Origin of the sequence: uncultured Pluralibacter sp., assembly GCF_913775985.1 — a bacterium.
In the GTDB taxonomy this organism is placed as follows: Bacteria; Pseudomonadota; Gammaproteobacteria; order Enterobacterales; family Enterobacteriaceae; genus Pluralibacter.
On the sequence record NZ_CAJYMB010000073.1, the window covers coordinates 1 to 13266 of the forward strand.

At 60.5% G+C, this 13266-nt stretch carries 8 protein-coding genes; 6 read left to right on the forward strand and 2 right to left on the reverse strand.

The annotated features are described in order from the left end of the window. The 5 genes from QZ766_RS07765 to QZ766_RS07785 form a co-directional block, all read left to right on the forward strand. A partial coding sequence (locus QZ766_RS07765) for a BapA/Bap/LapF family large adhesin (protein WP_297199745.1) occupies positions 1-3793 on the forward strand: 3793 nt, incomplete at its 5' end. Positions 3794-4013: 220 nt separating this feature from the next. Next, a complete protein-coding gene (locus tag QZ766_RS07770) occupies positions 4014-5459 on the forward strand; it encodes a TolC family outer membrane protein (protein WP_297199748.1) in 1446 nt (481 codons plus the stop codon). After that, positions 5456-7636, forward strand: coding sequence for a type I secretion system permease/ATPase (locus tag QZ766_RS07775; protein WP_297199750.1), 2181 nt, complete (start codon positions 5456-5458; stop codon positions 7634-7636). The genes QZ766_RS07770 and QZ766_RS07775 overlap by 4 nt, the downstream gene beginning before the upstream one ends. A gap of 127 nt (positions 7637-7763) precedes the next feature. After that, positions 7764-8870: an HlyD family efflux transporter periplasmic adaptor subunit gene (locus tag QZ766_RS07780; protein WP_297199763.1), complete on the forward strand. Its 1107-nt coding sequence runs from the start codon at positions 7764-7766 to the stop codon at positions 8868-8870. After that, entirely contained in the window at positions 8870-10564 is a 1695-nt protein-coding gene (locus QZ766_RS07785) for a Mur ligase (protein WP_297199752.1), read from the forward strand. Before QZ766_RS07780 ends, QZ766_RS07785 begins: the two co-directional genes overlap by 1 nt. A gap of 262 nt (positions 10565-10826) precedes the next feature. Here QZ766_RS07785 and QZ766_RS07790 read toward each other — a convergent pair whose 3' ends face one another. Continuing rightward, on the reverse strand, positions 10827-11177 hold the full coding sequence (locus QZ766_RS07790; RefSeq protein WP_297199755.1) for a DsrE/DsrF/TusD sulfur relay family protein: 351 nt from the start codon (positions 11175-11177) through the stop codon (positions 10827-10829). Positions 11178-11226: 49 nt separating this feature from the next. Further along, a complete protein-coding gene (locus QZ766_RS07795) occupies positions 11227-11775 on the reverse strand; it encodes a YbhB/YbcL family Raf kinase inhibitor-like protein (RefSeq protein ID WP_297199758.1) in 549 nt (182 codons plus the stop codon). 184 nt (positions 11776-11959) lie between these two features. Here QZ766_RS07795 and QZ766_RS07800 point away from each other — a divergent pair. Continuing rightward, the coding region (locus QZ766_RS07800) for a YchO/YchP family invasin (RefSeq protein WP_297199761.1) at positions 11960-13266 on the forward strand (1307 nt) is incomplete at its 3' end.

Sequence of the window (13266 nt, forward strand, 5' to 3'; positions counted from 1 at the left end):
CTCGGACTCTGATAGCGATTCTGACTCCGACAGTGACTCGGATTCGGACAGCGATTCAGACTCGGATAGTGATTCTGATTCAGATAGCGACTCGGACTCCGACAGCGATTCAGACTCCGACAGTGACTCGGATTCGGACAGCGATTCAGACTCGGATAGTGATTCTGATTCGGACAGCGATTCGGACTCTGACAGCGATTCTGATTCGGACAGCGACTCCGACTCCGACTCGGATAGCGACTCGGACTCTGATAGTGATTCCGACTCCGACGTCGACGCCAAAGACGACGCAGTCAAACTCTCCGTCACCGAGTCGATTGCAACCGAAACCAGTAACCACAGCGGTAGTGGGACGGTGTTTGTCGGGCTGCTGGGCGGGCTGCTGAGCATTGGCAGCGGTAACGCGATGGCGCAGTTCAGCGTGGGAGCGGGCCACAGCGCGGATATCAGCGTTAATGTCTCGGGCGGCTCCGTAGTGCAGGCGCTGGGCGACCTTAACGTCGCGGTACAGCGCTTCGATACGGCGTCGGGATCCTGGGTGACGGTGAGTGACAGCGTAAGCAATCCGTCACTGCTGCAGGTGATTGCCGGCCAGGGCGTTGAGGTAAATCTTGCCGGACTGGGTGAAGGTGAGTATCGCGCGGTGGCCTTTGGCAATAATCCGCTGCTGGGCCTTCTTTCCTCGACGCAGGTGGATGTGCAGGTGGTGGACAGCGGTCCGGTTATCAGCGGTACGGCGAGCGGTAACGCCATTACCGATGATAACGGTAACGGCAGCGATACGGTTACCCCGGGAACGGTGGTGAGCCAGGTTATCAACGGCGCGGGCGAAGTCGTCACCGTGCCGGCGGGCAGCCAGGGCGTCACGATCCAGGGACAGTACGGCACGCTGACCATGCACGCGGACGGCAGCTATGAATACACCATTGCCAATGTCTCAACGGCGAACGCCGGTAAAACGGACTCCTTTACCTACGTGTTGAGCAACGGCAGCACCTCGTCCAGCGCTAATCTGGTGATTACCCTCGGCGACGCCCCCGGCGGCACCGTTGGCGATACGCTCCAGGCGCAGGATAACGATGTGGTGATGCTGGAAACGCCGGTCATTACCACGGAAACCCACACCGACAGCGGCTTCCTGCTGGTGGGGGCGCTCGGTAACCTGCTGTCGCTGCTGGGCAGCGCCAACGCGGCGGTGAACTTCGCGGTGAGCGAGGGCCACGCGGCGGATATCCAGGTAAGCGTCAGCGGCGCATCGCTGCTGAATGCCCTCAGCTCAATAGAAGTGCTGATCCAGCGCTGGAACAGCGTTACCGACCAGTGGGAGACCATCGCCGACAGCCATCAGAACCGCGGGCTGATCTCGGTTATCGACAACAACCGCGTCTCGCTGCACATGGACGATCTGGAGGCCGGGCAGTATCGCGCTATCGGCTACAGCCAGAATGTGCTGCTGGGGCTGGCATCCAGCACCAACGTGGCGGTGACCGTCACGGATACTGGTCCGGTGCAGCTGCACGGCAGCATCAGCGGCAATATGATTACCGATACCGATGCGGTTCACGGCCACGACGCCATTACCGAAGGGACGGTCGTTAGCAAAGTAACCGACGCCAGCGGGACGGCCATCGACGTATCGGCCAGCGGCACCACCATCTATGGCGAGTACGGTACGTTGACGGTCTACGCCGACGGACGCTACTCGTACACCCTGACGGCACCGGCCGGCGAGGCCAGCGGTAAAATGGAGAGCTTCAGCTATACCCTCAGCGACGGGACGCAGACCTCTGACGCGCACCTGAACATCACGCTGGGATCCGGCGAAGCGCCGCCGCTGATTACCGTAGACGACAGCGCAACCCTGCAGATTGATGCGCTGCCGGAAATGGTCGACCACGGTACCAGTTCGAAAACGGGGCTGGCGCTGCTGAGCGTAGGGTTGGGCGATGTACTGAATCTGAACGTGCTTAACCTTAACGATCAGGTTCGGCTCTCGGTCGGGGCTGATGAGGTACGCAATATCAGCATGCACGCCGCGGCGGGCGGCCTGATGATTGGCGCGACCTTCGATCTGTATATCTATAAATATGACCAGACCAGCGGTAGCTACAAGCTGTACGACCAGCAGAAAAACTGGTTTACCGCGCTCCTCGGCGGCCAGTCGGGCAATAAGGATCTCGAGCTGGGCGAAGGGGATTATCTGGTGCTGCTGAATATCAGCGGTGGCGTAACGGCGGCGGGACTTTACACGCTTTACCTGGATAAAGACGTTACTCACGCCGTTACCACGGAAAGCGACAGCATCGGCGGCAATGTGTTGACCGGCGACAGCATCGGCGGGGAGGCCGATACCATCCCGGCGGGCAGCGTGCTCAGCAGCGTTAACGGTATCGTGGTGTCGTCCACCAACATTACGACCATTGTCGGGCAGTACGGCTCGCTGCTTATCAACGCGCAGGGGGAATACACCTACGTGCTGAAGGCCGGGCAGGCGCTCTCAATGGTGGGGCAGTCGGAAACCTTCACCTACACCGTGCGGGCACCGGATGGCTCTATCGCCTCGGCGACGCTGACCGTCAATCTGCAGCACCCGACGCTGGGCGCGGTGGACGACACGGTGAGCAAGGATATTGCCTTTACCAATGATATTGCGGTCAGCAATCACGATCAGATTTTTGCCGGGGCGCTGAACAACAGCCGTAACCAGGACGTGACCAAGGACTTCCAGGGCACGTTCAACGTCAGCGCGGGCCACGTGCTGCAGAATATGACGCTGCAATACGTCTTGTCGGACAACAGTGCTCTGCAGAATATTTCGTTGAAGCTGAGCTACTACATCACCGACAGCCAGGGGCATACCGTTGCCACCAGCAGTACCGCGTTGAACACCAGCACTGGACTGCTGGCGGGTTCGACGATAGATGTACCGCTGGGTAACCTGAATCTGGCAGGGGGAGATTACACAATCCACGTTACTGCCGTGACGCCAAGTGTCGGTGGTTTAGGCATAACCGGCACCGCCAACGTCAGCGTCAACGTCCACGGCACGGAAGTATCGCTGGTGGATTACCACACCGGCAGCGGGCAGACGCTTACCGGCAACCTGTTTGACGGCAGCGGCTCCGATCACCACGTGGATAACGTGATGTCGGTCGGTACCACGCTGACGGTGTTCGGCGAGGCAGAGGGGCAGTCCATTACGCTGGCCCAGAATGCCGCCGCTGCACAGCAGGTTGACGGCAGGTACGGCACGCTCACGGTATACGGCGACGGCAGCTACAGCTACCAGCTCAACACCACCGATATGAACGCGTTGACGCAAAAAGAGGTCTTCGACTACACGCTGAAAACGCCGGGAGGCGAAACTGCCAGCGCCAGTCTGACCATTGATTTGCATCCGCACGTGGCGGGCAGCATCTACAACGACACGATGGTCAGTTCAGCCTACGACGACACCTTCACCATGAAGGCGGGCGAAGACACGCTGATCTTCCATCTGCTCGATAACGGCGATGCTGCCGGCGGTAATGGCCATGACGTCTGGACAGATTTCTCAATTAGTGACGGAGATCATATAGATGTCAGCAACTTACTGAGCGGATGGGATGGCAATAATCAGAATCTCGGCCAATATTTATCTGTAGAGCACAACGAGAAGGGCGATACGGTGGTATCCATCGATCGTGACGGCTCGGGCAGCAGCTGGCAGCCGACGGAACTGATTACGCTGGAAAACGTGCAGGTTTCGCTGGAGGAGCTGATGCAGCATCACACAACATCGGGCCACGGCTGATGTTGATGCCGGAAGGGGGAGGTTGACCCTTCCGGCAGAATGTAAACCGCGCCCCGTTCAGTCGGCTATGAACGGGGCGACATTTTTGCTGAGCCGTAAACGTTATCTTTCCGGTGCTTTTATCAGGACGACGAAGCGCATCGCTAAATCCGTATTTTCGGTAATTCATACATAAAAACGATCGCCACCGGCGATCATAAAAGTGAAGCTGGAAGACATTATGGGTCGCCTGAGTAGTCATCGCATCGCTATGACCAGCGCACTGACGCTGGCATTTATTGTATTCACGCCCGACGCCTCCGCCATCTGGGGCGAGCGGGATCCCGCCGACGCGGCGCGCATCAGCCCGCAGGCACTCTCTCCGACAGACATGCTGCCGGCCCTCGACGGCTCCCGACAACAGCAGCCCGGGCCGGGCTCCGCGCCCGATATGCTGAGCCTCAACGCCGCGGTGGAGCGCGCGGTCCAGTGGTATCCGGACATCAGCAGCGAAGTTGGCAAACTGTTCAACGCCTCCGAGCAAATTAACGTAGCCCGGGCCAAATATTATCCGCAGATCAGCGGCGGCATTAATAACAGCGTCACCAATACCAATACCGAAGGGGGATACAGCCCGTCGCTGGTGCTCTCCCTGTCGCAAATGCTGTACGACTTTGGCAAAGTCGACAGTTCGGTGCGTGAAGCTAACGGCGCGCTTGCCCAGCAGCAGGCCAAAGTGCTGCTGAGCATTGATAAAGTCGCCCACGACAGCGCCTCAGCGCTGGTTCAGGTGCAGGGCTATCAGCAACTGGTACAGATTGCCCGCGAGCAGCTGGCGGCACTGGAGGCTATCGGCGGGCTGGAGCAGCAGCGCAACGACGAGGGCGCAAGCTCTCTGTCTGACGTGGTGCAAACCAACGCCCGTATCGAAGGCGCAAGAGCCACGCTTACCCAGTATCAGGCGAGCCTCGAGCGCTGGCGCGCCACGCTCACCTCGTATCTCGGCTGGAACAGTATCGTCCGGGTCGATAACCGGTTTCCCGATGCGGTGGGTAAATCCTGCCTGCGGGCGAAAGTGGACGACGCGCTGGTGCCCTCGGTGCTGGCAGCGCAGGCGCAAATGGCTCAGGCCAGCGCGCAGCTTGCGGGCGCCGAAGCGCAGATGCGGCCCACCATTTCGCTGGAGCCGGAAGTGACCCACTATCTCAACGATCGCTACGCCAACCACGAACAGCTCGACCGTACCCAGTACGCCGCCTACGTACGGGTGCAGATGCCGCTGTATCAGGGCGGCGGGCTCACTGCCGGGCGCAACGCGGCGAAACACAGCCTGGAGGCGGCCGAAGCCTCGGTCAGAACCACCCAGATTGAAGTTCGCCAGCAGCTAATGTCCGCGCAGAACGAGGCCCTGAGCCTCGAACACACCCTGGCGCTGCAGGTCAAACAGCTGGCGCTGAACAAGCAGACGCAGGATCTCTACAAGCAGCAGTATCTGGGGCTCGGAAACCGCCCGCTGCTCGACGTGCTCAACGCCGAGCAGGAGGTGTACCAGACCCGCTTCATGCAGCAGCAAACTGAAACCCAGTGGCGCACCTTACAGCTGGACTGCCTTTATAATACGGGTCTGACGCGGCGGCTGTTCGCGCTGGAGAACCGGTCAATTCAGGGCGTGGAGATCCAGCCATGAGCCATCATCAGGACGCAGAAAATCCCGCAACCGCGGGTACAGATAATATTGACGGCTGGGCGCAGGCTATCTGCCGCGTTGCCAGCCACTACCGGCTCACATATTCACCCGGCAGCGTTAAGTCCGTTGCCCGCTGGCAGCGCGGGCGGCCGCTGCCGTCGATGCTGAAAAACATGTCCCGCCACGCCGGGCTGTCCGTCAGAATGCTGGACGGCAATATAGAGTCCGTGTCCGGCTGGCGGCTGCCGCTGGTGGTGCAGCTCAAAGACGGGCAGGTAGCGGTCATCGAGCACTTTGACGGCGAATCCAACGTTGGGGTCAGCTTCAGCAGTGAAGATAATCTGGTTACCGTACTGCCGATGCTGCCGCTGCTGGCGGAAGTGCGCTACGCGGTGGCGCTGCGCCCGGCGACAATGGCCGGAGACAGCCGCAGCAAAAACTATATTTCTGCCTGGTACCCCGGCTGGCTGCGCCACCTGGTGCTGCAGAAGCTGCGGCCCTACGGGCACGTGATGCTGGCGTCGCTGATCATCAACATGCTGGCGATGGCCGGGATCCTGTTCTCGATGCAGGTATATGACCGGGTGATCCCCGCCCAGTCCTACCCGACCCTGTACGTGCTGTTTATCGGGGTGCTGATCGCCGTTATCTTCGGCTTTCTGATGCGCCTGCTGCGCAGCCACGTAACCGATCTTCTGGGTAAACAGGCGGACATGCGCATCTCCGATCGGGTGTTTGGCCACGCCCTGCGCCTGAAAACCAGCGCCATTCCGCGCTCTACCGGCAGCTTTATCTCCCAGCTGCGGGAGCTGGAGTCCATTCGCGAGATGATCACCTCCACCACCGTGTCGGTGATCGTCGATCTGCCGTTTTTCCTGCTGTTCCTGCTGGTGCTGGCGATTATCTCCCCTCAGCTCGCGTGGATCGCTCCGGTGGCGGCCGTGGTCATGATCGTGCCGGGACTGCTGCTGCAAAAGCGGCTGGCGGCGCTGGCGCGGGATCACGTTGAAGAGTCCACGCTGCGCAACGCGGTGCTGGTGGAAAGCGTGCAGAGCCTGGAAGACATCAAGTTGATGCAGGCGGAAAACCACTTCCTGCAGCAGTGGAACAGCTATATCCGCATTACCGCCCAGTCGGGACTCAAAACCCGCCGGGTAACCCAGGGGCTGCTGGCCTGGGGGATGAGCATTCAGGGGCTGGTGTATGCCGTGGTGATCGTGGTTGGCGCGCCGCTGGTGATTGACGGCGATATTACCACCGGGGCGATTATTGCCGCCTCGCAGCTCTCATCGCGCATGGTGGCGCCAATGACGGCCCTCTGTGGGGTACTGGCGCGCTGGCAGCAGGCGAAGGCGGCGAAATCGGGGATCGACAGCATTATGCAGCTGCCGGTGGAGAACAGCTTTGACGCCCAGTCCCTGCATCAGGACGTGCTGCACGGACACTTCAGCTTTACCGATACCGCTTTCCGCTATCAGCCAGACTCGCCCGGCGTGCCGCTGCGTGTTGCCGCACTGGAGATCCAGCCCGGCGAACGTATCGCGGTGCTGGGGCGCAACGGTGCCGGAAAATCCACCTTTTTGCAGGCGCTGATCGGCGGGATCCCGCTGACCCAGGGTGAGCTGAAGCTCGACTCCCTGAGCCTGCCGCACATTGACGTGGCGGATCTGCGGCGCAATATCGGCCTGCTGACCCAGAACGCCCGGCTGTTTCACGGCTCCCTGCGGGAGAACCTGATGCTCGGTTCGCCGCTGGCGCGGGACAGCGACGTCTTCGAGGCGCTGGAAATTGCCGGCGCCGCCGGGTTTGTGCGCAAGCTGCCCCACGGGCTGGATCACAAGATCATGGAGGGCGGGCTGGGCCTTTCCGGCGGTCAGCGCCAGTCGATTCTGCTGGCGCGCATGATCCTGCGGGATCCGAACATTGTCCTGCTGGATGAACCCACCGCCTCGCTGGACGAGCACACCGAGAAAGAGTTCCTGACCCGGCTTGAAAGCTGGCTTGCCGGGCGAACGCTGATTGTCGCCACCCACCGCAGCGCGGTGATGTCGATCATCGATCGCGTCCTCGTGCTGAAAGAGGGCAATCTGGTGATGGATATGCCGAAAGAGAAGGCGCTGGCGCGTCAGGGTTCCGATAACGGAGGCGCGGTAGCGAATGAAAGAAAACCTGCCTGATCTTACCCAGCCAACGCCTGCTGCGGCGGGTGATGTGGCGGAGGCCGCGCCGCGGCTTCATCTTCCCGGTCACGATGCCGAGGAGGAACCGGATAACCAGTCGCTGGTGCGCTCCGGGCGCATCGTGATGCTGTGCGGGGCGCTGATGCTGGTGGCGGGCGTGTGGGCGGCCTTTGGCGTGCTCGACGAAGTCTCCACCGGCACCGGAAAAGTTATTCCCAGCTCCCGGGAGCAGGTGCTGCAGTCGCTGGACGGCGGGGTGCTGGTCGCCCTCAACGTCCGCGAAGGGCAAAAAGTCAGTGCCGGGCAGGTGGTGGCGCGCCTCGATCCGACCCGCTCCCAGTCCAGCGTCGGCGAGAGCGTGGCGCGCTATCAGGCGGCGCTGGCCGCCAGCAGCCGCCTGTCGGCGGAGGTCAACGATCTGCCGCTGTCGTTCCCCGACGAGCTGAAAAGTGCGCCGCTGCTCATTAACTCGGAAACGCGACTCTACAACATGCGCAAAAGCCAGTTCAGCGACTCGAAGGCGCGGCTTAACGATGCCGTTGCTTCGGTGCAAAACGAGCTGACAATTACACGGCGGCTGGCGAATACCGGTGCGGCCAGCAACGTCGAGGTGCTGCGCCTCGAACGCCAGCGGGCGGACCTGCAGCTCAAACTGCTGGATCTCCGTTCCCAGTACCGGGTTCAGGCCCGGGAAGAGCTGGCGAAGGCCACCGCCGAAGCCAACTCGCTGGCGGAAGTGATCAAGGGGCGCGAAGACAGCGTGATGCGCATGACCGTGCGCTCGCCGGTCAACGGCATCGTTAAAAACGTCAAAGTGACGACCCTCGGTGGGGTGGTGCCGCCTAACGGCGAGCTGATGGAGATCGTTCCGGTGGACGACCGGCTGCTGATTGAGGCGCGCCTGTCGCCCCGGGACATCGCCTTTATCCATCCCGATCAGCCCGCGCTGGTGAAAATAACCGCCTACGACTACGCCATTTACGGCGGCCTGAACGGTGTGGTGGAGAGCATTTCGCCGGACACCATGCAGGACGAAGCCAAGCCGGAAATCTACTATTACCGGGTCTTTATTCGCACCGAACATGCCTTTTTGAAAAATAAGTCCGGCAAAAAGTTTGCCATCGTACCCGGCATGATTGCTAACGTGGATATCAAAACCGGTGAAAAAACGGTACTGGATTATCTGATCAAACCCTTTAATAAAGCTAAAGAAGCCCTGAGGGAGCGCTAATGGAGCTAATACACTTTCATCGCCAGCCGGCCTGGACGCTGCCCGTCGCCGAAGCGGCAAAGGCCCTCCACGCGGAATCGCTGACCGCGCCGTATCCCGGCTGCGTACTGTTTGTCAGTGCCGGAGAGCCCGAGGCCAGAGCCACCGTAGCCATCGGGCGCGGCGACACCTTTGCCGGCGCGTGGCGACAGGCGCTGGGGCAGCTGGAACTGGATGCCGACAGACCGCCGCGCTGGCTGCGGGTGGACGTGGTTAACCACGTTGAAGCCCTGACGGTAGCCGTGCTGAAAGCCAAATGCGCCCGCACCAAGCGCAGCTATTTCCGCTTCGGGCTGAGCTTCGATCCGCAGTTCGAACGCGCGCTGCTGGAGCAGGAGATTTCCGGCAACGCGATTCTCTATCACAGCGACACGCCGGTGGCGGGGCTCAACGATGGCAACCTGAGCCGCTACGGCAAGCGGCGCTTTGGTGAAGAACTGGCGTTTCCGCAAGAAGATGACGCGCCAATCTGGCGTTTCCAGACGGCGGCGTTTTTTATGGAAGAAGGGCGCATTTATCCTGTTTGCAGCCGGGGCCGCGAGTCCGGCTACCGGGAGCTGAACGACTGGCCCGGCGAGCACCTCGATGCGGCCATTGCCAGCGCCAGCGACTATCTCGCTCGCCAGGTTCACGACAGCGGCCGCTACGACTACGGCTGGTTTCCCTGCTTCGATCGTCCAATATCGCGCTATAACGCCCTGCGCCACGCCAGCGCTACCTACGCGCTGCTGGAAGGCTGGGAGCACACCCGCAATCCGGCGGAATTCGGGGCCATTACGCGCGCGCTGGATTATCTGACCGGCACGCTGATCCACAGCCGGCCGCTGCCGGACGGCAAAATGGCCGACTTTCTGGTGGACGAAGGTGACGAAGTGAAGCTTGGCGGCAACGCGCTATCGATCCTGGCGCTGGCGAAATACACCGCGCTGACCGACGATCGTCGCTATCTGCCGCAGATGCTGCGCCTGGCCCGCACCCTACGCTTTATGCAGGATCCCCGGAGCGGGGCGTTTGTCCACGTCCTTAATTATCCGGATCTCAGCCTGAAGGCGGTTGAGCGCATCATCTATTACGATGGCGAAGCGGCGTTTGCGCTGATGCGGCTGTACGCGCTTACCGGCCAGCCGTGGCTGCTGGAGACGGTGCAGCTTGCCTTTGACAGCTTTATCGCCCGGGAGCACTGGCGCGCTCACGATCACTGGCTGAGCTACTGCGTCAACGAGCTGGTAGCGGTCTGCCCGGAGGCGCGCTATTTCCGCTTCGGGCTGGATAACGTCAGCGGCCACCTCGACTTTGTGCTCAATCGCGTGACCACCTACCCGACGCTGCTGGAGCTGATGATGGCGGCGCAGCAGATGCTGGAAAAACTCGACGCCAGCGAGCATCGCTACCTTCTTGACGATTTTGACCGGGAGACGTTCGATCGGGCGCTGGCTCACCGGGCGCGCTACATGATGAACGGCTTTTTCTGGCCTGAACTGGCAATGTTTTTCGCCAACCCGGCGCGGATTGTCGGCAGCTTTTTTATTCGTCATCACGCCTGGCGGGTGCGCATTGATGACGTGGAGCACTATCTTTCCGGCCTGACCGCGTGGCATCGCCTGCTGCACACGCAGCGTCAGCCTGCGGGGAAAGCGCTGCCGGCGCAGGGCTGAGTAAAGAAGCGGGATGTGTCAGGCGGTCTGTTTTTTGACGCACTTTCGTGCTGCGGATCTGAACGGCGAATGGAGAATTAGGCATTCGCCGTTTTTTATTCCGGAAAAGAGAATCAGGGAGACGATATGTGGACAATGCCGGGGAGAGAAGGGAGTTTAAGGTGACGGTGTCACGTATGGCGGCTGGCGCCTGCTGCAACAGACACCAGAGCCGGAAGTAGTGCCGCAGAGGTGAAGTATCGCTTCTGCGGCACTGTCTTAATCAGAATGTCAGAACCTTATCCGCATCCAGCGTCCAGCGCGCCAGCTCGGGCAGCGTGCCAATCTCGACCCCGTCCACCAGCGGCAGCAGCGTGATCCCGCGGCCGTCGGTGCATGTTTTGCACAGTTTAACCGGCACGTCCTGGGCGGTGAGGATCTCCAGCATCTGCTGGATGTTGTAGCCTTCCGCCGGTTTCTGACCGCGCAGCCCGGCGGTAACGGCATCCGACATTAAAAACACTTTCAGATCCAGCGGCTCCTGCTCTTTCAGGGCAATGGCGAGCCGCAGGCTGTTAAACAGCGATTCACTACCGTAGGCAGCACCGTTGGCGACAATCACAATACGTTGCATATTCCTTCCTTTAATATTCAGAAAGTCCCCATGCTACTGCTGCGGAGGCTTACTGTCCAAAGCGGGCGACAAGTCCCGCGGCGGCAAGCTGGTGACCGCTGATTTTTGTGAACAGCGCCTCGCGGGTTAGGCCCGGCGGCAGATCCGGCGGTAGCGAGGTGGCAATCAGGGTGAACGTATAGTGGTGCGCACCTTTGCCCGGCGGCGGGCAGGGGCCGTACCAGGTGCCGGTGCCTTTGCTGTTCTTGCCGCCGGTAAAGCCTTTTCCATCGCGCATGGCGTCTGGCGAAAAACCGGTCGCCGCAGGAATTATGTTGTAGGCCACGAAATGGGTGACGCCCAGTCCGTTATTGCCTTCCGCATCCTGTACCACCAGCGCCAGGCTTTTGGTTTGCACCGGGGTGTTGCTCCATACCAGCGGCGGAGAGTTGTTCTGCCCGCTGCAGTTGGGGTTCTGCTTGTCATTGCCGGAGAATTTAGCATCCATCATGCCGTTATCCGCGAAGGCCGGAGACTGAAGAATAAAGAGATCGGCGGCGCTGGCGGAGGCGCTCAGAACCAGCCAGGCGCAGAGAGAGAAGCGTAAAACGTGTGGCATAAAAAACACTCATTATGTGTGGGTACTCTAACTGTAGACCAGCTATCGGTTTTTTCCTGAAATTTCCCCCAAAGCTGTAATCATTCTGAATTGTCGGTAAACTTACCCTTCGATCTCAATCTGACTGCCTTTGCCTGAACGGGAACGCGCTGACGCTTTGACTACCTCGCTATTGAAACACGCTTTGCCCCTGATCCTCCTGCCCGTCGCGGGCGGCGCTGCCGCCGTGAGCGACACTTATGTCGAGCAGGCTGCGCATCCTTTTGATAGCGGCGACCCGCAGCAGCTGCCGGATCTCGGGGTAGCGCCCCAAAGTATCGATCGGGAAAAGCATCTTGCTGAAGTGGTAAAAGCGTTTGGCGAGGCCAGTATGGTGGATAACGGGCTGGATACCACAACCCGGGCCCGGCAGTTTGCGCTGGATAAAATCAATCAGCAGGTGAATTCTCAGGTCAATCAGCAGCTCGACCAGTGGCTTTCGCCGTGGGGCAACGCCAGCGCACAGCTGCTGGTGGATGACAAAGGCAATTTCACCGGCAGCCACGGCAACTGGTTTGTGCCGCTGGCCGATAACGATCGCTATCTCACCTGGAGCCAGGTGGGCTTCACCCGCCAGGATGAGGGCACCGTCAGCAACCTGGGGCTGGGCCAGCGCTGGGTGGCCGGCAGCTGGCTGCTTGGCTACAACACCTTTTACGATGCCCAGCTGCACGATAATCTGCAGCGCGGCGGCCTGGGTGCCGAAGCCTGGAGCCAGTATTTGCGCCTGTCCGCAAACTACTATCAGCCGCTGAGCGGCAGCTGGCGCAAGGACAGCGATCTCAAAGAGCAGCGCATGGCGCGCGGTTACGATGTCACGGCCCAGGCGCGGCTGCCGTTTTACCGCTACGTCAACACCAGCCTCAGCCTCGAGCAGTATTTTGGCGACAGCGTTGATCTATTCCACACCGGGACCGGCTATCGTAATCCCGTCGCTGTCTCTCTGGGGGTGAATTATACCCCCGTTCCGCTGATGACCCTTACCGCCGAGCACAAGCAGGGTGAAAGCGGGGTCAGCCAGAATACCGTCGGCATGAAGCTTAACTACCGCTTCGGCGTATCGCTGAAAAAACAGCTGGAATCCAGCGAAGTGGCGGCGTTTACCTCGCTGCGCGGCAGCCGCTACGACAGTCCAACCCGCAATCAGCTGCCGGTGGTGGAGTATCGCCAGCGTAAAACCCTCTCCGTCTTTCTGGCAACGCCGCCCTGGGATCTTAATGCCGGGGAGACGGTTCAGCTGAAGCTGCAGGTGCGCAACCGCAATGCGATTAAGTCCATCACCTGGCAGGGCGATACCCAGGCCCTGAGCCTGACGCCGCCGGTCAATCCGAAAGATCCTGACGGCTGGACGATTATTATGCCTGCCTGGGACGGCAGTGAAGGGGCCAGCAACCGCTGGCATCTGGTGGCGGTTATTGAAGATGATAAAGGGCAGCGCGTGTCATCAAATCA